The sequence below is a fragment of the Verrucomicrobiia bacterium genome (genome assembly GCA_035765895.1).
In the GTDB taxonomy this organism is placed as follows: Bacteria; Verrucomicrobiota; Verrucomicrobiia; order Limisphaerales; family DSYF01; genus DSYF01.
Map to the genome: position 1 here is coordinate 24,751 of DASTWL010000089.1, position 20,274 is coordinate 45,024.

Here is a 20,274-nt window from a genome sequence, read left to right on the forward strand (position 1 = left end):
CGAGGACCGCGCCAAGTTCAATACGTGACCGGCAGCCGGTCGAAGGACCGCAAATCCGGCCAAACCCGCGCCCGACCGGGGATTTGCCGGCGCACGTAGGCCGCCATGCTGGCCAGGATTTGCGGATCCAACGTCACCTTGTGGCCGCGCGGCTCGCGGTCCAGGTGAAAAATCTCGTCGTTGCCCAAATCCGCCAGGCGCCTCCGGAGCACGGTCATCTGGTGCAACGCATCCGGCGACTCGCTGCAATTGATGGTCAGGAACAGCGGCAATGTCGGCCGGGTCAGGTAATCAAGCGCGCCCTCGCGTCGCCAAACATCCAAGTTGGCATCGTGTTCACCCCACGCCGTCGCATAGCGCGGCAGCATGTGATTATCCGGCAGCAGATCCAGATAGGTGAACCGACCGGACATCACCACGGCCCCCTGCACCGCACTGCTGACGCCCGGATGTTCGCCGTGCCCCTCAAACTCCGGCAGGCCCTCCGTGGTCACCAGCATCAACGCCATGCCGCTTCCCCGGGAAAAACCCACCGGCACGATGCGCCCATTCAACCCGAGCGACTCACCCTGCGCCCGCAAGGTGCGCACGGCAGCCTTGATCTTCCACGCGCAGTCCGGCATCGGGTCGAGCCCCTTGTAAGGCGGCGGCACGGGATGATCCGCCATCGCCACCGCGAAGCCCTCCGTCGCAAACGCATCGAGTAGCGTGTCGCTGCACACCGAAAGTGAGAAGTTGCCGAAGCGATCCTTGTTGTCGCAGGAAAACTCCAGCACCGTTCCCACAGGCTGTCGAGGCCATGACGGATAAATGATGTCCATGGCCAGCGTCCGGCCTGGGTCGCGGTAGAAAACGACATCGCGCTTCAACCGGCATCCGGCCGGCACCAGGAACACGTGCGCCAGGTCCACGTTGAAATCGCCGAGCAGCTTCTTCGCGAGAACCGCATCGCGCAGCCTGGCCAGATCGCGATTGATGAAGGGCATCCGGGCGTTTGTGCGCCCGCCAAAGTCCACGGTCACGACCAGATAGCCCGCGTCCCGGAAGTCGTGCAGGATGCGGGCATCGCTTTCCATTCCCATGCGCGGCGTCGCGAGATTCTGGAGATAGAAGATGACCCGCGCCGATGCATTCGTGCTGAGCTTTGCGGGGCGAAAAACGGTGAGCGCCAGGGATTCATTGGCAACCGCGCCCGCCCAGTGCCGCCGCTCCCCTCCTTGGAGGGGCTAGGGGTGGGTTTCACCGACCATGCGACAACCAGCGCAAACCGAAAACACCAGCACTGCAATCATCGCAACCGCAAAACGGCCCGGAAAATTATGAAGCGCACCGCGCCAACACCGGCGGCTGTAATTCACCAGAAGCCGGCGAATGATTCCCCCTCTCCTTGGGGAGAGGGGCGGGAGGGAGGCCGTTTCACCAATCGCCTTCATTTCCTTCAAGCTCGTCATCATCCCTGGAAAATCTTCTTCAAATATTCCGTGTTCGCGCCGAAGTTGCGTTTCACATTCCGCGGATCGTGCTTGTCGCACGAGCGCTCAGCCACCAGCCAGCCGCGCCAGCCGAGCGCGTCCAGCGTCTGCTTGATCCTGGGCAAATCGATCTGCGGATCGTTCTCCAGCCACACGCCATCCTCGTTGGTGCAGTGAAACTGGCAAATACGGTCCCTGCCCAGCCTGCGCAGTTCGGTCGGAATGTCGCGGCCGAATTTGGCGGCGTTGGCAAAGTTGAAATAGCTTTTCACGCCGGGCGAACCCACGTCGGCCAGCAGCTTTACTTCGTCGGCAGCGGCGGCAATTTTGCCGGCCACCTGCACTTTAGACGCCAAGCCTGTGATTTATTGCCCATCAAAAACCGGGCGGACGGCCTCCCGGCAGCCGGCCAAAATAAAAGCTTACCGTGCCGGAATACTCGCCCTGCCCGACGTTCGGCTGGCCTTGAGGCCCCGTCGTGTCCGCCGGTTTGAACTTGGTGCCAATCGGCGGAATCGCATGCAGGAAACCCAGCCCGCACTGCGGCACGTTAGCGTAGGCGTGGCCGACCAGGTTCTTGGGCGGAAACTCGGGCGTGAGCACCTGCACGAACGGGATGTTCTCCGGCACCACGGTGATCAGGCCCTCGGTCGTCTCCAATTGCAGCCAGCGCACGTTGGCGAAGAAGCCCTTGAACTCGGGATACACCCAGCCGCGATAGCCGGTGATGGTGTCGTTGTAATCGTTCTCCCAGACGCCGAGCGTGCCGCCGCCGAGGCGGTTCTTCCAGACGCGATACGGCCCGTCGCCCAGCCAGCGTTTGCGCTTCACGAGCTGCTCCGGGTAATCGAAAAACACGCCGATGGCGTCGTTCCTGCCGGTGGCGGTGTATTCATAATCGCAGCACAGCCAACCGTCCCCACGCAATCGCCACGTCACTCTCTTAAGGATGGAACCGGTCGCCGCCACCTGGGGACCGCTAGAAAGCGTAAACCGCCTCCCACCGCGCTCGACATATACCAACATGCCATTCTCAATGCGCGCTACGATACCGTTTCCCCTCAACTCATTCGTGGCGCGCAACACACCGTCGAAATCTGTCCGGGCAATGACGGGAACATCCTTCGCCAGCATGTCTCGTCGCTTTAGTGGCCAGACGTAAGTATGCAACTCCCATCCGTTCGGCCCCACCACTCGCACGGCCAGAAAACCGCCTTCCGTCACGTCTGCTGTGTGCCAGAAATTCTCCGGCAGATCCAAATGCAGCTGGCCGCGACCACCTGGTGGAATGCCGGACACTCGCGCGACACCCTCGGCGCTGATCGTTTCCACACTCGAACCCGCAAGTGCCGGCGGAATGAAACGACGCAGCTGCCAGGTAAACTTGCATTGTTTCGCATCGGTAAAGTCAAAATGGTTTTCCACCGTCAGCGTGCCATCGAAATTTACGGGCAGGTTTGTCTCCAGAATCTGAATCGGCGACCACAGTTGTTTGATCGCATAGAAGCTCCCCTCGCGTTCGCGATACGGGCCGACGATGCCGTCCGGCGCCTGGTTGCCCGCCGTGTCAATCTCGCCCGTGTCCGGACGCCGGATGCCCTCGTCGGCAAACGCCCAGATGAAGCCGCCCGCGCAGTTCGGGTGGCTCATCATCATGCTCCAGTAATCCGCCAGCCCCGCCGCCGCGCCGCCGTCGTAAAGCCCGTGGATGAATTCCGTCGGCAGGTAGATGAGACCGCCGGGATAATTCGTGTTCAACATCTCCAGCTTCTTGCCCATGTTGAAATTCATCGGCTCGCCGCGCGCCGCGACCTCGGCTTTGTCGTAAGCGAGGTAATGTGCGGTGTTGAGGCCGCTGAAAATCGCCCACGGATGCAGCACCCGCCGTTGCTGCGGGTCATACGCCCCAAACAGCCGGTCGAGGTTGGTGTTGAAACCGCCCTCGTTGCCATTGTCCCAGAAAATGATGCTCGGGTGGTTCACGTCGCGCGTCACCATTTCGCGGACAAGTTTGGGGCCAACCTCGTTGTCGTAGTGATTTTGCCAGCCCGCGAGTTCGTCGAGCACGTAGAGGCCGAGTTCGTCGCAGAGGTCGAGGAACTCCACGTCCGGCGGATAATGCGACATGCGGACGGCGTTGCCGTTCATGTCCTTGATGGTCTCGATGTCGAGCCGGTGCACCGCCTCGCTCAGGCAGCGACCCGAGTCCGGCCAGAACGAATGCCGGTTCACGCCCTTGAGGATGATCTTCTTTCCGTTGAGATACAGCCCGTCGCCATCGCGCACCTCGAACGTGCGGAAGCCGAAGCGTTGTTTGCAGGTGTGGATCGTCTCGTTGCCACGCTTGAGCCGCACTTCGACCTGATAAAGATTCGGCGTCTCGGCGGTCCATTGTTTGGGCGATGAAATTTGCGTCGTGAGTTGCGCATAATCGTCGCCCATGCCAGCGGCGGCGATGGGAGCCTCAAAAGGTTCGCCAACGTCTTTGCCATCGAGCGTCTGGATTTGGGCCTCGGCATTCCAAGCGTTGGTGAGCCCATTGAAGAAAGCTTTGGCCGAAAAACGCCCATCCGCCTTGGCATCAATCGCCACGCGAGAGATGAACTGCTGTGGCACCGCTTCGAGATACACGGGCCGGTAGATGCCCGCGAACACCCAGTAATCCGCCAGCCGTTCGGCCTTGTTCACGGATTCGTTCGCCGAATGCCGTGCCACGTCCACCTCCAAATGGTTCGTCGCGCCAGGCTTCACCAGCTTCGTCACCTCGTATTTGAACCGATAGAACCCGCCCTGGTGCGTCGGCCCGACGGACTCGCCATTCAGCTTTGCGCTCGTGTCGGTCATCACACCCTCGAACACGAGAAAGACGCGTTTGCCGGTCCAGCCGGCCGGCACGGTGAAGTCGTGCTCGTATAGTCCGTGTTCATTCCAGGCGTTCGTCGCATCCTTGTGATAGGTCAAGGTGCCGAAACCCTTGACGTCCCACTGCGACGGCACGGGCAGATTCGTCCAGACTCCCGAGTGTGCGCCGCTCGTGCACAAGAAGCGCCAGGGGACCGTATTGTCCTTGTCGCGACCGGAGAGATAAAGGCGCCCGGTCTCGACGGGCGCCGCGTGAAGGGCGTTGGTGGAGGCGGCCAGCAGCACAAGGGTGGCCAGGCGTGAGGGCAACTGGATCATGGTGCCGCCATCGTAACCACACCCCGCCCCAGCGACAAACCGCGAAATGGCCGAAAGAAATGCACTTTTATGCTTTCGCACACCCTTCGCCGCCACTTGACCGTCCGTTCGCGGCCGTTCGAAAACACAAGTTCTGAACCGCTTTTTCCATGGTTGCCCGAAGCCGCGCGCCACTACGCTTGACTGCATCCATGGAACGCATCTTCGCCACGTATCGCATTGAGACACCACTGGCCGTCGAGCAGGCCGCCGCGGTGCTCGCGGGCGAACAATCTTCCGGCACGTTCGTGGAAGTGCCCGGCGAAACCGCAGAACTCAAGCAACGCTTCGCCGCGCGTGTGGAGAAAATCACGCCGCTCGTAAGCGTCACGAGCCCCGCGCTTCCCGGCTGCCGCGGCGGTTCCGGCAAAATCCAACGCGCCAAGGTCGTCGTTTCCTGGTCGCTGGAAAACATGGGCTACAACCTGCCCACGCTCGTTTCGACGATTCAGGGCAACCTCTACGAGCTTTCGCAATTCTCCGGGCTCAAGCTGACGGACCTTCAAGTGCCCGCATCGTTTGGGGAGCATTTTCGCGGGCCAAAGTTTGGTATGGCCGGCTGCCGCGCCTTGACCGGCGTTTACAACCGTCCGCTCGTCGGCACCATCATCATCCCCTTCTTCCGGCACGCGGTCGGAATGAGCGCCTACGAATACTTCGGACACCGCTTCGGCTACGGGGCCCGGGCTTACAGCGCGCTCGCGTTCACAGCAGGACATTTTTCCAAGATGGGTTTCGTGCTTTACCTGATGGCGCTCACGATCAACAGCATGACCGGCTGGAACATTTTCGTGGTCATTCTCGTCGTCGGCGTGCTGACGGTGCTCTACACGCTGGTGGGCGGACTGGAGGCGGTGATTTGGACGGACGTGGTGCAGGGCATCATCATGGTGGCCGGCCTGGGAGTGGTGATTGGCTTCCTCTGCCATCTGATGCCGGGGGACCTTCCGCGGCGTTTCACCTCGCCTGGGAAAAAAGCAAGTTCAGCCTCGGCACGACGGACCTGGACTTCACCCGCAAGAGCAGCATCTGGGTGATGTCGCTCTGCGGATTCTTCTGGCATCTGCAAAAATACAGCTCCGACCAGACGCTCGTGCAACGCTACCTCGTCGCCAAATCCGACCGCGACGCGCTCAAAGGCGTCGCACTGGGCGCCGCCTTGTGCGTGCCGGTGTGGACGTTGTTCATGCTGATCGGCAACCTGGTCTGGTGCTATTACCAGTTGTCCGGGGAGGTGTTTCCGGCCTATATCGACAGGGCCGACAAGGTCTTTCCCTACTTTCTGACCACCAAGATTCCTGCTGGCGTGACGGGTCTGTTCATGGCCGCACTGTTCGCCGCCGGCATGTCCACCCTGTCCTCGGACCTCAACTGCCTCTCGGCCGTGGGCGTGGAGGATTATTACCGCAAACTGCGGCCCCACGCCCCGGATCGCGAGCACTGAAAGCGGGGAAAATCATCGTGGGCGTCTGCGGGCTCACGGCCGTCAGCATTGCGGTGGTCATCGCGTTGCGCGGAGAACGTGTCCTGTCGCTTTACTACGCCGTGTCCTCGATCATCTCAGGCGGACTGGCGGGACTGTTCCTGTTGTCCTTCCTCAGCCGGCGGGCCAACCGCCAGGGCCTCTGGATCGGCATCACCGCCAATCTGCTCTTCACGGCGTGGGCCACGTTGACCAGCGGAAAAAGTCAGATGCTCGACCTGGGCCGCTTCAACTGCAAACTCCCAGGCGTGATGATCGGCGTGGTCGGCCACGTCTTGGTGCAACTGGTGGGCTACCTCGCCAGCTGGTGCTGCCCGACCGATGAACACGCCAAACGCGAATGGACCATCTGGGGCTGGTTGGAAAAGCGCAAAACGCTGTCCGCAACGTCACCCGACGCCGCCCGGTCCGTTTGAATTCGACCGGCAGCCGCCGTTTCAATCAATCGTCGCTCGCGGGCGGGCGCAGCATCCGCTTGTGACGTTTGGTGAACCGGCGTAGCTTGAGGCCGGAACGACAAGTTCAAGCCATGATTGACGACACGATTTCCAAACTGGAAGCGCAACTGCGCGATGCGGGCGCGATTTCGCCGGAGCGCAAGGCCGAACTGCTGACGCTGCTGGGCACGTTGAAGGCGGAAGTTTCGCAGCTTTCCCGCACGCACGCCGAGGACGCCCAGAGCATCGCCCGCTTCACCGAAGTGTCCACCCTGGAAGCCACCCGGCACGCGCGGAACCAGCAGTTGCAGGATTTGTCGCTGCAGGGCCTGCGCTCGTCCGTGCAGGGCTTCGAACAATCACATCCCCGGCTGGTGCAGGTGGTCAACGCCATCAGCCAGACGTTGTCGAACCTGGGAATTTGAGCGATGGCTCAATGAGTGATTGCCTGCCTGGTTGAATCGTTGCCGGACGAATGACACGAGCTTACGGAAACCGCTGCTTGTCGCGACACGGCTGCAGCGCCGTAATCGCAGCCATGAGTTCATCCGCCACTTCCTGGTAAATCTGCTTCAACCGGTCCTTGGAGCACGTCTTCGCCTCAGCGCGCGCCGCCGCAAACAACATTGGCTCGCCGTATTTCACCGCAATCCGGTGCGGGCGCGGAAAACGGACGCTTTTACCATACGCCTCAAAGGTGCCAAACACGCGCACCGGCACCACGGGTGCGGTGGACTTGATGATGGCCAGACCGATGCCTGAGCGCGCCGGCTGCAACCGGCCGTCCAGCGAGCGCGTCCCCTCAGGAAACATGATGATGGCGCCACCGCGTTTGAGCCGGTCGAGAATCTCCTTCAAGCCCGCGGCGCTGCCGCCGTCGCGATCCACCGGAACGGCATTCCACGAACGCAGCAACGCGCCAATGCCCGGGTAGCGGAACAACGTTTTGCGGGCCATGTAATTGATGCCGCGCTTCACGCCGGATCCCACAAGTGGCGGGTCGAGAAAGCTGAGATGATTTGAGGCCAGGATCACCGGTCCGGTGAGCGGCACGCGCTCCGGATGATACACCCGCCAGCGAAAGTAGGTGGCGTAAACGAACCGGAACAGGCACCAGCCGATGAAATAGGACGGGTTCATGGCCGCCAGTCAGCGGATCATCGGCATGATCTCGCGGATCATGCCGATGATCCGGTTGCTCGTCTGTTGCGGCGTTTCGCCGGAGTTGTTGATGATGCGCGCGCCCAATGCGATCATCAGCGGCGCCGCGGCCCGCTGGCTGTCGCGCTGATCACGCGCCGCCAGATCCTCCTTCACGCCGTCCGCCTCGCGCCGCCGCGTGCGCTCGGACAGGCTCGCGTCGAGGTAGAACTTGAAATCGGTTTCCGGAAACACGTTCGTGCCGATGTCGCGGCCTTCCATCACCAAGTTGCCGAATTGGATGCACGCCCGCTGCGTTTTCTTCATCCACTCGCGCACCTTCGGCACGGCGGCCACGTGCGGCACCGCTGCCGCCGTTTCCTTGGTGCGGATTTCCTTTTCCGGATAGTGACTGTCCACCAGCAGCCGGACGGCCTTGAGGTCGCCGTCAATGCAGCACAACTGGGTCTTCCAGCGCCGGCACGCGTTCGCAACCGCCTTCGGATCGTGCACGTCCACGCCCTGCTTCAAGCAATGCCACGCCAGCGTGCGATACATTGCGCCGGTGTCGACATAAACGTAGTCGAGCGCTTTGGCGATGAGCTTGGCGTTGGTGCTCTTGCCGCTGGCGCTCGTGCCGTCAATGGCAATGACAATGGGTGTTTTCAAAGTGTCAGCTTCTGGGTCCAAGTGTCGGTGGTCCGGTTCAACCATCGTGACGCGGTCAGTTTACAAACCTGCCCGCCGCTTGACCAGTCGCGGTCTCAGGCGGCGAACAAATCTTCCGGCGCCAGGGCCCGGCCGGTCTGCGCATCCAAAATCGTCGCGCCCAAACCGTGTGGCGGCGGGGCGGAGAGCTTCTGGAAAAAATTGGGAAAGGTCTTCTTCACGCAAGCCGGGTTGCGCAACCGGATGCCCGGCACCCGCAAGCCGAGCACGGCAAAACACATCGCCATCCGGTGGTCGTTGTAGGTTTCAATATCCGCGCCGTGAAATTCCCCGGGCTTGGCCGGATAAACCGTCAGCGTGTCGCCTTCCTCGACGACCTTGGCACCGCATTTGGTCAGCTCGGTGCGCAAAGCGACGACGCGCTCGCATTCCTGCACGCGGAGGCGGCCGAGGTCGGTGAACCGCACGGGCCGGTCCGCGAACGGCGCCAGCACAATGGCCGTCATGATGCTGTCGCCCAGTTGCGTCCGGCGGGAGACGTTTTCCGGCAGCGGCAGGAATTGGGGAAACTCGGCGTCAATCTGCCACCGCGAAACCGGCCAGTGCGCCACCCGGCAACCGGGCACTGCCCAAAAATAACTTCCGCTCGACGCGTCCGGCTCGATCTGAAATTCGCCGCCACGGCGCGGGAATGTCTTCACAAGTTCGCGGGTCATTTCCACATACGGCAGCTCATCCGCATTCGCGCCCGTGACTTCGATTTCCCAACCGCCATTTCCGGCCGCCAGCAGGAGTGCCGAGGCGAATTGCGAGCTTTCCGCCACGCTGACCCGGCATTGGCGGGGCAACAGACGCGTCTCCTGCTCACCGCCAAAAATCAGCGCCGGCAATTTGTCGTTTGCTGATTCCACGCGGTAGCCGAGTTCACGCAACGCGGCGAACAACGCCGCCTGCGGCCGTTCGTGCATGCGCGGAACACCGTGCAGGCGATATCCGCCCCGCCCCAGGCAAACGAAGGCCGCCAGGAATCGCGCGGCTGTGCCGGCATTGCCGACAAACAATTCCACCGGCTGCCCCGGCGCCCCGCCCGGCGGAATCCGGCCGCCCTTGCCATAGACGGCAATCGTCCGGTTGCAGGAATCGGCCGGGTCCGGCGCCACGTTCACCATGAAACCGAGTTCCTGCAGACACTCGACCATGATCTGTGTGTCTTCGCTCCACAACGCGCCGCGCAACACCGTCTCGCCATCGGCCAGCGCCGCGAGAATGAGCGCGCGATTGGTGATGCTCTTGGAACCGGGCACGGTGATTTCCGCCCGCGCCGGCCGGGCGCGGGGCACGATTTCGATGAGGTCAGGCAGCGCCATGGGCAACGGTTACTCGGGCGAAGTGTGGCCGGCCCGGTTGCACCACGCGTCGCGCCGCTGCTTGGCCAGGTCAAAAAAATCGGCCAGCGCTTTTTCGTCACCGGCCTGAACGGCGCGCTGCAAACGGCGCAGTTCGGTCATGAACTCGCGCAGGCTGCGCGCCAGATTGGTGCGGTTGGTCACGGCGATGTCGCGCCACATTTCGGGCGAGCCGGACGCGATGCGCGTCGTGTCGCGGAAGCCGGTCGCGCAGAGCAGCGGCTGCGCCGCGGCACTGTGACCAAGCGTGTAGTTCACCAGCTGGCAGGCCAGCAAATGCGGCAAATGACTGGAACGGGCAACGAGCTGGTCATGCACCGCCGGCGCCAGTTTCAACACCCGGGCATCGAGACCGGCCCACAGCTCCGTCACAGCCCGCACAGCGCGACGGTTGGATTTGGGCGTTGGCGTCACCACGCAGACCGCGCCGGAATAAAGATCGGGACGCGCCGCGGACACGCCCATTTTTTCGGAACCGGCCATGGGATGACTCCCCACGAAATGGGCACGCGCCCGGGCCGCAATGGGTTCGAGCTGACGAACCACTTCCCCTTTGACACTGCCGACGTCGGTGATGATGGCGCCGGGCCGGAGATGTGGGATGAGCGGCTCCAGAACAAAGGGCATCTGCGCAATGGGGGTGCACAACACTACCAGATCCGCGCCGGCCACGCCCGCGGCGAAATCCGTGGTTGCTTCGTCCACCGCGCCGACACGGCGGCACTCGGCGATGCTTGCCCGCCGGCGCACGCACCCCACTACCCGCTCCGCGAGGCGGCGTTGGCGAAGCGCCTGGCCAAGCGAGCCGCCCAGCAGGCCAACACCCACAATGGTGACCTTTTTCCAATGCACGCGGGGAAGATAGCGGAGGCTTCAACCCGCCCAAGCGAAAACGCAAACTCTCCTTGTCTGCACGCCGGTCCGCGTCCAAATTGCCCGGCATTTAAGAAAATTGACCATGCGCATTCTGCTGTTCATTGCCGTCGCCGCCACGGCCATTTTGACCAGCTGCACCCGCCAGTCCGAAGCTGCCGTCACGCCGGGCACCATTCCGCCGCCCGCTGCCAAGCAGGACGTCACGTTCGCGACCGACATCAAGCCCATTTTCGATGCCGCCTGCATCAAATGTCACGGTGCCGACAAGCAAAAGGCCGAACTCCGACTCGACAGCCGCGAAGGCGCGCTAAAGGGCAGCGAAGACGGACCGGTGTTCGAAGTGGGCAAGAGCGCCCTGAGCATCCTCGTCACCAACGTGGCGCGCGTGGGCGACGAAGACGACTGGATGCCGCCCATCGACAAAGGCAAGCCCCTTACCGTGGAACAGGTGGCCCTGATTCGCGCCTGGATCGATCAAGGCGCCAAGTAAGCGGTGCGCGGCGTTCCATCCCGGTTCACGGTCAACGGGCCACGTATTTTTCCCACAGCTGGTGCTCGACGTGCAGTTCCAGGAAGACGCCGGGACGAAGTTGAAAATAGCCAGCCATGACGTGTGATTCTTTGACGTCCTCGGGCAGCTTTAATCCTGCGGAAGCAATCACCACCGGTGCTGCCAGATTGGCCGGCACCTGCGCCCACCAGCCAACGTGTTGGTAACTGCGCAAATACCAGGGCAACGGCCAGTAGTCCCCTTCCCGCGCGACCACCCCAATCACCGTGTTCGGGCCCTGCGCCAGCGCCGCCACCGCGTTGACCTGCTCCATGAGTTCCAGCAAATCAGGCGAAGTCTGCGCATAAACCCACGGATTGGTCCGCTCGGCGCACATGGGAAAACTCGCCCGCCATGCCTCCCAGCCCAAATGCGTCGCCCCCGCGCCGAGCAACAGCGCCACAGCAACGCGCGACCCGACCCGGCGGCTCACCTGCCACAACGCCGCCGCCCCGGCGCCCGCCAGCATCACCAACCCGTGCAGAAAGCCGAGCGCGCACCACGGCGTCTTGTAGGGAATCACCGTGTAGCTGCCGGCCAACAGCACGGTGAAGCCGGCCAAAAAGCGAATCAGTTCCGGCCGGGCTCCGCTCCGCGGCATGGAACGAAAACCGTCCCACGCCCCAACCAACCCCAGGACCAGCAGCAGCCCTTCGGACCAGAACGGCCCTCCCGCCGGATGAAACCAAAATAGCCGGGCGAAGTAGAACGACCACGGATGCGCGTGCGGTGATTCACCTTTGGCCTGTTGAAACCAGAGCGCGTAGGTGCGCAGCGAATCCGCCAGGCCGCCGGCGTGGGAGAAGAAGGACGTAAAAAACACCAGCCAAACCAGCAGCCAGACCCCGACGGCCAGGCTCACATGAGCGAGCGGCAGTGAACATCGCCCCGGCTTGAGCCCCGTGAACCGCAGCCACAGCCAGTTCAGGAACAGCGCTCCCAACGCGGCAGCCACCGCGAACACAAACGTCTCCTTGGTCGCCTGCATCAACCCCAGCCCCAACCCCGTCAGCGCGGCCCAGCTCCAGGAGCGGTCGCGCCACCAACGCCACGCCGCCGCGATCGTCAGCAGCGTGAACAGGACGAGCAGTTCCTCGTGAATCCAGTAACGGCTGTAGAACACGAGCGCAGGGGACAACGCGGTGAAACCCGCCGCGCCCAGCACCGCAGCACGCCCCAATCCGTCCCGCAACAGCGGCAGGAGCACCACCAACGCCACACCCGCCAGCGCCGTGACGAGGCGCAGGCGGGCAGCGGAGTAATGTTGAAAGTCCGGCGCGGCGGTCAGCCAGCCCAAAGCCGCCGTGAAATAAGGCAGCGTGGGACCGTGATATTCCTGCGGATCGTAACGGTATTCGCCGTGTTCCCAGAGCGCGCCGAATTTGAGGGCGTTGACGGCCTCATCGTTGTGCATCGGGCGGAGCCCAAGCTCAGGCAGGCGCAAGGCGGCCGCCAAAGCCACCGTCAGCAGAAATACCAACCACCAAACGCGGGTTTGGCGCTCCGCGCCAGCGCGGCCCGAACCGGCTGGACCCGAAACGCCAAACGCGCCGTTCATTGAGCGGGTTTGCCCCAGACCTCAACTTCCGTGTATTCGTTCAGGGCGCTCTCCGTGCTGCCGCGGCTGTAAAGCCGGACGGCCGCCGCCTTCTCGCCCTTGACGGCGATCAATTTGCCTTCGTGGGTTTCAAAATACTGGCGGTCCTTGCCCGCGCCCAAGCCATCGTTGTTGGCCTTGTCGTTGTTGAAAACCGTGCGGACATTTTTGGTGAAGGCCGCATCATCGGCAATCTGCACCACGACGTCGCGATAGACCTTGCTGGAATCGAACGCATGCCAGAGCACGATCGCGTAAACTTCCGACGGCTGCTTCAGGTCGATTTGGACGTATTGCACCCCTTTGCGCAACAGGACGATTTGTTCCTCGTAGGCTTCCTTGTTGCCATCGGTGATTTTGGCCAGCTTGGCCGCCGAGGCGTTGGCGTCGCTGCTGGTCGGCTTGATGCCGGCAGCCAGGTTCACGCACCCGGCCGGCACCATCAGGGGCGGGCGCGGCTTGTCCGAAAGCGGCTCGACGTCCATGCCCTCGGGAAGTTCCTTGGGGGTGCCCTTGAAGGCCGGGGCGGGCAGTTTCAGCGGCAGCGGAACGAGATCCTCCGCGGCGCGGGTGATTTGAGGCAGCGCGGCCACGGCGAGCACCGCGGCAGTCATCCAACAGGTTGGTTTCAGCATTTTCATGTTCGGTCACGAATGTTTGCCAGCCGGAGCCGGAAAATCAAAGCCCGGTTTGCGAATTTTGGACGCCCGCCCGGCGGAAATGTTCGAACCTTTTCCTGTCAAACGGCCGGCGGCGGAATGGGCGCCTGCTTCAACAGGCGCAATTCATGGTCCTCGCGCAGCAAATCGGCGCGTGCTGCGTCGGAGGTGTCCGGCGCGTGCAACCGCTGCCGCAGCGTGGCGCGATGCGCGTCGATGTGCAGGTTGCGCAGGCGGGAGGCGACGTCGGCCAGTTGAATGGCCGGATTCGGGAGGGGCCGCTCCGTTGTGGCCGCTTCGGTGATGAGACTTTTGACCTCCGGCGCCTCGAAGGCATCAAGCATCGCAGCCACGCCCTGCCAACGGCCTTCGCGCTCCGCCGCAAACCGCCATTCCACTATGCTCCGGGCCGCGGCATGTTCGATCCATTCCGGGGCCAAATGCTCGATGGCCCACGGCACCAGGGCATCGTGCAGCAACAGCAGTTTCAGCAACCACGCCTCGGTCAGCGGTGGTTTGCTGACGACCGCGGCTGACTCGTCCGTTTCCTCCTCCGGTTCCACCGCGGACGACAGCGAAGTTCGCGCCCGACCGGCCTTCTTGAATTCCGCCCGCACCGCTTCCGGCATGACGCCGAGCCGCAGCGCCGTTTTTTGCGCAAAGGCATCGATGATCACGGCGTTGCCGGTTTTGTGCAGCGCCTCCGCCATGCTGCGCAAAATGTTCAGCCGCCCCTTGTCGCTCGTCGCGTCGTTCCCGGCACAAAGCCGGTCGAGATAATAATCAAAGAAGCCGCGGGCGGATTGAATCAGCGTGCGAAAGGCGTCGCCCCCCTGCTCCTTGATGAAGCTGTCCGGATCGTGCGGCGACGGCACCACCGCCACCCGCACCGCCAGTCCCGATCCCAACAGTGCATCCAGGGAACGCACCGCCGCATTCTGGCCGGCGTTGTCCGAATCAAAGCACAACACCACCTCGTTCACGTAACGCTTGAGAATCCGGGCGTGCTCCATCGTGAACGCGGTGCCTTGCGGCGCCACGATGTTCTGGCCGCCCGCCATGAAGCTGGCGATCAGGTCAAGCTGGCCTTCGCACACAATGGCGTATCCGGCGTCCAGAATCGCCCGCTTGGATTTGTCGAGCCCGAAGAAGACTTTGCTCTTGGTGAAGATTGGCGTTTCGGGCGAGTTGACGTATTTCGCCGTTTTTTCGTCGCCCGCCAGCACGCGGCCGCTGAAGCCGATGACCCGGCCCTGCTCGTCGCAGATGGGAAACATGAGCCGGCCCCGGAAGCGGTCGTAATGGCGGTCGGTTTCCTCCTTGCGGATGACCAGTCCGGCCTTTTCCACGTCGGCCAGATCATAGCCTTTGCTCTTCGCCCAGTTGACCGTGTCGTCCCAGGCATCCGGCGCGTAGCCGAGCCGGAACAGTTTTATCGCCTCCGCCGACACGCCGCGTTTGGCGAGGTAGTCCCGGGCGATCTGGCCGTTGGCGTCGTTGGCCAGCGCGGCCTGCCAGCGTTGGGTGATTTGCTCGTGAATCTGGAGCAGCGTGTCCTTGAGAAGCCGGACCTGCGCGCCCGCGCCGTCCTTTTCGAGTTCGAGCGGAATCTTGGCACGGTCGGCCAGCCGCTTCACGGCCTCGACGAACGTGATGTTCTCGAACTCCTTGACGAAGGTGAAGACGTCACCACCCTTGTGGCAGCCGAAGCAGTGGAAGATTTGCCGCGAGGGATTGACGTTGAAGCTGGGCGACTTCTCCTTGTGAAACGGGCAGAGCGCCACGAAGTTCGCGCCGGCCCGCTTGAGCGGAATGTAGGAGCCGATCACGTCCACGATGTCACTCGCGGCGCGAATCTGTTCCCGGGTGCTCTCTGCGATGAAGCCAGCCACGCCGACACGTTAGCGGCGCGCGCCGGCAATGTCAGCCCACAACCTTACATCGGCAGGTCAAATTGCTTGCGCTGAAGCTCCTTGGATTGTGCAATCGTCGGCCTGATCAAAATGGCGCCCAAACTGTTGTGGATGACCGGTCCGGAGAAGGAGTCCTCGAAGACCTGATGCTGGATCGTGTAAAAGGTCGGAAAGAAATTATTGTCAAAGTTCTGCTGTTGAAACTGGTTCATCGAATCAATTTCCTTCTGCGTGTAAAGCCGCGCATTCAACAGCGACAGCGCAAAAACCAGGATGCAGCCATAGCGGAACATGCCGGCCAGGATGCCGAGATAATACTCCGCCGCTCCGAAGGTGTCGCTGCCAATGATCTTTCCGCCGAGCCGCCGGCTGATCAACGCAAACACGCTGGCCAGAATCATCGCCATGCCCAGATAGGCAATGAACGAGGTCGTCAACAAACTGAGCACGGTGGTGTCCGCCATGTATTGGGCCGCCGGCCGGTAGAACATCCCGCACACCACAGCCAGCGTAATCCACTTGAGCAGCGGAATAAGCTCCTGCGACATGCCCCGCTTGCGGCCGCGCATCGCACCGGCGACAAGCACAATCACCACCAGCACATCGAACCAGTTTACCGGCAGGTTGTGGGGCACCATGTTCATTTGGTTGTCATCATTTTGGACGTTTCCCGCGCCTTCCGACGCTGGTGATTTCCAAACGAGCCATATTCGTGCCACGTCACTGCGGGTGTGCCGCCAGCCAGAAACGAATCGCCGTGGCCTGTGGATGGCCTGGGGCCAGCGCCAGGACTTTCTGGTAATGACTCCGGGCCCGGGCCGGATCTGCCAACGTTCCTGCGTATAAATTGCCCAGGGTCAAATGCGCCCGGACATCGTCCGGATTCGCCTGCAACAACCGCTCCAATTCTCGCGCGGCCTCCTGGTCGCGATGGCTGCGCTTCAGCGCCAGGGCCAGATTGAAACGCGCTTCCGCTGATGCCGGGTCCAGGGCCAGCGCCGCACGCGCGGCCGTGATGGCCTCGGCAAATTCGCCGGCTTCCAGGGCGGCGGCGGCATGGTTCAACTGCGCCTGAAACCAGCCGGGATCGGCAGCCGTGGCGGCGCGAAACGATTCGTTGGCGAGGACGAATTGCCGGCCCTTCATCGCCTGCAAGCCCCGCTCAAAATGGCGCTGCGCGGCTGCCCGATCGCCGGTTGAAACCGTGGAAATCTGAGCTTCGTCACCGGCGGCACTTTCGGAAATCGAAGGTTCTTCCGTCGTGGAATTCGTGTTGGGGCCGACGGCAACACGGGAACGCGCCGCGGGCAGCGGCGTCACTGACTCCGCCCTGGTTTGGGCGTGAAAGAGGTTGAGGGGATTGAGGCTTTGCAGAAAGCCGCGCCGGGCGGGCGGCGCTTCGCTGACGGCCGGAGTGACAGTCGCGGACGATGGGACAGAAGCGGTGGCGGGAGCGGCGGCAGCAACCGCCGAAGGGGTCGGTGTCGGTGCGGATTTGATGACCGGTTCGGGCGGCACGGTCACCACGGTGGGCGGCGAACGCACCGGCTCGCCCGCCACGCGCCGGGTCGGCGACACGGCGGGCGGCGCACGAGGTTCAGGCTCCGGCGTCACCAACTTCGCTCCCGGCGGCGGCGAACTGGGCGGCACTGATTTGACCACGGGCACGGAACCCGATGGCGCCTGCGCCAACTGCGGCGGCGGCGAAGTCGGACTCGCGGGTGGTTCCACGGGTGGTGCCAGGGTTTGCCCGGCCGACCGCGCCGGGGTCAGTTCCAGTTGCAATTGTTTGATCACTTCACGCACGGCCGCCGCGTCGTCCGGCGGGGGGCGCAGCGAAAGGTAGGCTTCATACCATTTCAAGGCGGCCGCGCGATCGCCCAGATACTGCTGGTTCACGACGGCGAGGTTCAGCAGCGCGGAGGCAAAATCACGTCGCGCCTTGACCGCCGCGGCGAAGCTTTGCGCGGCATCCCGGGCACGCCCACGCTGCAATTGCGCCAGCCCCAGGGTGTTCCAGGAGTCCGGCGATTGGGCATCCAGCTGCACGGCTTTGCGCGCGTGCTGCTCCGCGTTGGCGGTTTCCCGCAGATGCACTTCCGCCAGGGCCAGCCGCTGCAAACCGACCGGATCATTCGGCTGGCGCAACGCGTAAGTCGTCAGCTCTGATTTCGCGTCATTGATGCGACCAAGCTGGAAAAGCAGCGTGCCGAGGTTCAAATGAATGGCCAGCAGATCCGGATTGGTCGCCAGCGCCCGGCGGTAGGCACTTTCGGCGTTGGTCATCTGCCCGGCCTGATGATACGCCACGCCAAGGTCATTCCACACCTGTGCGTTCGTGCCCAGCAACTGCGTCGCCGTTTGCAAGCGCGCAATGGCCCGCGCCGTCTGGCCCGCGTCCAGCAGCCGCCGGCCATCGACCAACGCCTGCGGACCGGGCGGACGGCAGCCCGCCAAAAAGCCGGCGCACAACAGGCCCGCCAGCAGTTTGAACGCAGTCCGATTTTTTATGGTCAGCATGGGCGGGCGTGGTAGCATCCACGCTCTGACGTGTCAAGGAACGCACCAATCATGTTCGCGATCCGCTCGATTCAACCGGTAATCCTCGCTGCTCTGCTCGGCGGCGCGATCCACGCAAAGGCCGATGCGCAAGGCCTCGCGCTGCAACCGCCGACGCCGCACGCCCGCGTCGTCACGGTGCAGGATCCTCGCGCCTCCACCGCATTCAAACCCGACGCGCGCGTCGTGCAAGACATGCTAAACCGCGGCCTCACGAATCTGACGGGCCAGGCCTCCGTTGCCGCCGCCTGGGCAGGCTTGATTGGCAGCAATGAAGTGGTCGGCATCAAGGTCTATTCCGCCCCCGGGCGGGAAACGGGCACACATCCCGAAGTCGTGGCCGCCGTGATCAACGGCCTGCTCTCCGCCGGCATCCCTGCCCGGCACATCATCGTGTGGGACCATCAGGAGGCGGATTTGCGGCGGGCCGGTTTTTTTGCCCTGACAAACCAGTTCGGCGTGCGCGTGGCCGGAGCCGCCGAGGCGGGTTACGACGAGAAGACCTTTTACGAAACCGCGCTGATTGGGAACCTGGTCTACGGCGATCTGGAATTCGGCAAACATGGCGAAGGCGTCGGCCGCAAATCGTTCGTGTCAAAACTGGTCAGCCAGCAAATCACCCGGATCATCAACGTGGCTCCCGTGTTGAATCAGAACGGCGCCGGCGTGGCGGGCAATCTGTTCAGCCTTGCCTTGGGCAGCGTGGACAACAGCCTGCGTTTCGATTCCGTGGCGCGCCTGAGCGTGGCCGTGCCGGAAATCTACGCCCTGCCGGCGCTAAGCGACAAGGTGGCCTTGAACATCACGGACGCGTTGATTTGCCAATATGAGGGTGGCGAGCGCGGGTTGCTCCATTACTCGGTCGTGCTGAATGAAATCCGGCTCAGCCGTGATCCGGTGGCGCTGGACGTGCTGGCGTTGCAGGATTTGGAGCGCAGCCGGCACGCAAACGCGCCCGGCGAACCGCCCGTGGCCACGGAACTCTACAAAAATGCCGCGCTGCTGGAGCTGGGAACGGCCGATCCTGCCCGCATCGATGTCACGACCCTGCGGCCCCCACCTCACTCCGAAACGACGACGCGGTAGAAGCGCATCCGGCTGTTCGGTGACGAATCAATGGCGCCCATGACGGTGTTCGTCGCCAACACAGGCGCACCGAGACTCTGCCACGCACCCGCGACCAGATTGGTGCGATACTGCACCTGATAATGCGGGCCGGGAATCGCATTCCAGTCAAGGCGGACCACATTGTTTGACCAGCCGGTGCGGGCCAACGTGGGAGCGGGAAAGGTCGTGCAGCACACCACATTGGACGTGACCAACGTCAGGCTCCAGCCGTTCGTAATCTGGCCGGCGTCTTGGGGGGAGTTGTCCCAGACGTAGAGTGACCAGGTCCCGTTCGGCTCCGCGGCCAAGGGGGTCAGCATTTCACCGTAAGGCCCCGCCGGCGCCGGCGTCGGCAGCACGTCGGAGAAGGCGTAATTGTTTGGCTGATACGTGGCGTCCATCAAACTGGCCGTCAGTGGGAGTTGGTTGGTCGCATCGTCATTAAAACGGAGCGTCAAGCCATCAACCGGGAAGTCGGCGCCACAATTCGCCATCAACATGACGGTCGGCCCGGTATCACGCACCAGGAGCGCGTCCACATCCTGCGGAAACGAGTGACCAAAGCCCGCCAATGTGACGGTTACATCAAGCAGCGTTCCCGTAACGCCGGCGACGTTAATTGAGGACGGATACGGATCCGCCGGTGAATCATCCAGGATGTTAATAAAGGAGGCATTCGCGAACACCTGGGTCGTAATCACCGGGCTGCCGAGCAGGAAAAGGTTCGTTTGGAAGCCCAGGTTCGCGCCGCCGTCCACCAGCTGGACCACGCCCGTCACCCAATCACCGCAACGGCCGGCCGGAATGAAGCTGAATGGTCGCACCGCACTGCCGCCCGGAGGTATGGCGCCGTAATCTTGTGCTCCACTTGGGTAGTAAATGCCATTCGTCGTCAGCAACGTGGCAACGAGATTGGTGGTCGGCGCGGTCCCCGAGTTGGTGATGGCCCAGTTCACGGTGACCGTTTCGTAGGGGTCCACCGCCCCATTGGCCGGCAGACAAGATTCAGTCAGGAGCGTCGTGGCGGAAAGGAGAACGGGCTGCGCCTGAACCGCGGACCGCGCACCAAGAAATGCCAGCAGGAAGATCAGCACCGCGGACCGGCCGGGCGATTTCGCCAACAACCGGACACTCAGGTTTGCACCGCCCCAGCGAAAGCAAGCCGCGCATGGCATGCGCGCGACAAT

General features: G+C 62.9%; 19 protein-coding genes. 6 read left to right on the plus strand and 13 right to left on the minus strand.

Going from position 1 to position 20,274, the window contains the following annotated elements; genetic code table 11:
* Positions 1-17: 17 nt before the first annotated feature.
* The 3 genes from VFV96_17395 to VFV96_17405 form a co-directional block, all read right to left on the minus strand.
* Positions 18-1,082, minus strand: coding sequence for a hypothetical protein (locus VFV96_17395; GenBank protein HEU5072182.1), 1,065 nt, complete (start codon positions 1,080-1,082; stop codon positions 18-20).
* A gap of 368 nt (positions 1,083-1,450) precedes the next feature.
* Positions 1,451-1,828, minus strand: coding sequence for a TIM barrel protein (locus VFV96_17400; GenBank protein ID HEU5072183.1), 378 nt, complete (start codon positions 1,826-1,828; stop codon positions 1,451-1,453).
* Between the two features lie 19 nt (positions 1,829-1,847).
* Positions 1,848-4,652: a glycoside hydrolase family 2 TIM barrel-domain containing protein gene (locus VFV96_17405; GenBank protein HEU5072184.1), complete on the minus strand. Its 2,805-nt coding sequence runs from the start codon at positions 4,650-4,652 to the stop codon at positions 1,848-1,850.
* Between the two features lie 191 nt (positions 4,653-4,843).
* Between VFV96_17405 and VFV96_17410 the strand changes: the two genes are divergently transcribed.
* The 4 genes from VFV96_17410 to VFV96_17425 all read left to right on the plus strand — a co-directional run bounded on the left by VFV96_17410 (position 4,844) and on the right by VFV96_17425 (position 7,036).
* Positions 4,844-5,728 (plus strand): hypothetical protein, encoded by an 885-nt coding sequence (locus VFV96_17410; protein ID HEU5072185.1) that lies wholly within the window; start codon positions 4,844-4,846, stop codon positions 5,726-5,728.
* Positions 5,728-6,135, plus strand: a complete 408-nt coding sequence (locus tag VFV96_17415) for a hypothetical protein (protein HEU5072186.1) — start codon at positions 5,728-5,730, stop codon at positions 6,133-6,135. Before VFV96_17410 ends, VFV96_17415 begins: the two co-directional genes overlap by 1 nt.
* Positions 6,136-6,152: 17 nt before the next feature.
* Positions 6,153-6,590 (plus strand): hypothetical protein, encoded by a 438-nt coding sequence (locus VFV96_17420; GenBank protein ID HEU5072187.1) that lies wholly within the window; start codon positions 6,153-6,155, stop codon positions 6,588-6,590.
* A 113-nt stretch (positions 6,591-6,703) separates the two neighbouring features.
* A complete protein-coding gene (locus tag VFV96_17425) occupies positions 6,704-7,036 on the plus strand; it encodes a DUF4404 family protein (GenBank protein HEU5072188.1) in 333 nt (110 codons plus the stop codon).
* A gap of 61 nt (positions 7,037-7,097) precedes the next feature.
* Here VFV96_17425 and VFV96_17430 read toward each other — a convergent pair whose 3' ends face one another.
* From VFV96_17430 to VFV96_17445, 4 genes are all read right to left on the minus strand, one after another.
* Positions 7,098-7,751, minus strand: a complete 654-nt coding sequence (locus tag VFV96_17430) for a lysophospholipid acyltransferase family protein (GenBank protein HEU5072189.1) — start codon at positions 7,749-7,751, stop codon at positions 7,098-7,100.
* Positions 7,752-7,760: 9 nt separating this feature from the next.
* Positions 7,761-8,420 carry a (d)CMP kinase gene (gene cmk / locus VFV96_17435; GenBank protein ID HEU5072190.1) on the minus strand — a complete coding sequence of 220 codons (660 nt, stop codon included), beginning with the start codon at positions 8,418-8,420 and terminating at the stop codon, positions 7,761-7,763.
* A 95-nt stretch (positions 8,421-8,515) separates the two neighbouring features.
* Positions 8,516-9,787, minus strand: a complete 1,272-nt coding sequence (locus tag VFV96_17440; protein HEU5072191.1) for a 3-phosphoshikimate 1-carboxyvinyltransferase — start codon at positions 9,785-9,787, stop codon at positions 8,516-8,518.
* A 9-nt stretch (positions 9,788-9,796) separates the two neighbouring features.
* Positions 9,797-10,678 (minus strand): prephenate dehydrogenase, encoded by an 882-nt coding sequence (locus VFV96_17445; protein ID HEU5072192.1) that lies wholly within the window; start codon positions 10,676-10,678, stop codon positions 9,797-9,799.
* Positions 10,679-10,784: 106 nt separating this feature from the next.
* Between VFV96_17445 and VFV96_17450 the strand changes: the two genes are divergently transcribed.
* Positions 10,785-11,192 carry a c-type cytochrome domain-containing protein gene (locus tag VFV96_17450; protein ID HEU5072193.1) on the plus strand — a complete coding sequence of 136 codons (408 nt, stop codon included), beginning with the start codon at positions 10,785-10,787 and terminating at the stop codon, positions 11,190-11,192.
* 31 nt (positions 11,193-11,223) lie between these two features.
* Here the strand turns inward: VFV96_17450 and VFV96_17455 are convergent, their stop codons facing one another.
* The 5 genes from VFV96_17455 to VFV96_17475 all read right to left on the minus strand — a co-directional run bounded on the left by VFV96_17455 (position 11,224) and on the right by VFV96_17475 (position 17,941).
* Positions 11,224-12,732 (minus strand): flippase activity-associated protein Agl23, encoded by a 1,509-nt coding sequence (locus tag VFV96_17455; GenBank protein ID HEU5072194.1) that lies wholly within the window; start codon positions 12,730-12,732, stop codon positions 11,224-11,226.
* A 74-nt stretch (positions 12,733-12,806) separates the two neighbouring features.
* Positions 12,807-13,490, minus strand: a complete 684-nt coding sequence (locus tag VFV96_17460; GenBank protein ID HEU5072195.1) for a hypothetical protein — start codon at positions 13,488-13,490, stop codon at positions 12,807-12,809.
* A 98-nt stretch (positions 13,491-13,588) separates the two neighbouring features.
* Entirely contained in the window at positions 13,589-15,400 is a 1,812-nt protein-coding gene (gene dnaG, locus VFV96_17465) for a DNA primase (GenBank protein ID HEU5072196.1), read from the minus strand.
* A gap of 44 nt (positions 15,401-15,444) precedes the next feature.
* A complete protein-coding gene (locus VFV96_17470; protein HEU5072197.1) occupies positions 15,445-16,065 on the minus strand; it encodes a CvpA family protein in 621 nt (206 codons plus the stop codon).
* Between the two features lie 76 nt (positions 16,066-16,141).
* On the minus strand, positions 16,142-17,941 hold the full coding sequence (locus VFV96_17475; protein ID HEU5072198.1) for a tetratricopeptide repeat protein: 1,800 nt from the start codon (positions 17,939-17,941) through the stop codon (positions 16,142-16,144).
* A gap of 51 nt (positions 17,942-17,992) precedes the next feature.
* Between VFV96_17475 and VFV96_17480 the strand changes: the two genes are divergently transcribed.
* Entirely contained in the window at positions 17,993-19,066 is a 1,074-nt protein-coding gene (locus VFV96_17480) for a hypothetical protein (protein ID HEU5072199.1), read from the plus strand.
* On the opposite strand, the gene VFV96_17485 is transcribed toward VFV96_17480, so the two are convergent.
* The gene (locus VFV96_17485; protein ID HEU5072200.1) at positions 19,042-20,262 is read right to left on the minus strand and encodes a hypothetical protein; all 1,221 of its coding nucleotides are present in this window, start codon (positions 20,260-20,262) and stop codon (positions 19,042-19,044) included. The genes VFV96_17480 and VFV96_17485 overlap by 25 nt on opposite strands.
* Positions 20,263-20,274: the final 12 nt, after the last annotated feature.

What these genes read in the sequence shown, in the direction of transcription:
- VFV96_17395 (HEU5072182.1), bottom strand. Translation starts at nt 1,082, where the DNA reads ATGGGAATGGAAAGCGATGCCCGCATCCTGCACGACTTCCGGGACGCG.
- VFV96_17405 (HEU5072184.1), bottom strand. Translation starts at nt 4,652, where the DNA reads ATGATCCAGTTGCCCTCACGCCTGGCCACCCTTGTGCTGCTGGCCGCC.
- VFV96_17410 (HEU5072185.1), top strand. Translation starts at nt 4,844, where the DNA reads ATGGAACGCATCTTCGCCACGTATCGCATTGAGACACCACTGGCCGTC.
- VFV96_17415 (HEU5072186.1), top strand. Translation starts at nt 5,728, where the DNA reads ATGTCGCTCTGCGGATTCTTCTGGCATCTGCAAAAATACAGCTCCGAC.
- VFV96_17425 (HEU5072188.1), top strand. Translation starts at nt 6,704, where the DNA reads ATGATTGACGACACGATTTCCAAACTGGAAGCGCAACTGCGCGATGCG.
- VFV96_17430 (HEU5072189.1), bottom strand. Translation starts at nt 7,751, where the DNA reads ATGAACCCGTCCTATTTCATCGGCTGGTGCCTGTTCCGGTTCGTTTAC.
- VFV96_17440 (HEU5072191.1), bottom strand. Translation starts at nt 9,787, where the DNA reads ATGGCGCTGCCTGACCTCATCGAAATCGTGCCCCGCGCCCGGCCGGCG.
- VFV96_17450 (HEU5072193.1), top strand. Translation starts at nt 10,785, where the DNA reads ATGCGCATTCTGCTGTTCATTGCCGTCGCCGCCACGGCCATTTTGACC.
- VFV96_17460 (HEU5072195.1), bottom strand. Translation starts at nt 13,490, where the DNA reads ATGAAAATGCTGAAACCAACCTGTTGGATGACTGCCGCGGTGCTCGCC.
- VFV96_17470 (HEU5072197.1), bottom strand. Translation starts at nt 16,065, where the DNA reads ATGAACATGGTGCCCCACAACCTGCCGGTAAACTGGTTCGATGTGCTG.
- VFV96_17475 (HEU5072198.1), bottom strand. Translation starts at nt 17,941, where the DNA reads ATGCTGACCATAAAAAATCGGACTGCGTTCAAACTGCTGGCGGGCCTG.
- VFV96_17480 (HEU5072199.1), top strand. Translation starts at nt 17,993, where the DNA reads ATGTTCGCGATCCGCTCGATTCAACCGGTAATCCTCGCTGCTCTGCTC.
- VFV96_17485 (HEU5072200.1), bottom strand. Translation starts at nt 20,262, where the DNA reads ATGCCATGCGCGGCTTGCTTTCGCTGGGGCGGTGCAAACCTGAGTGTC.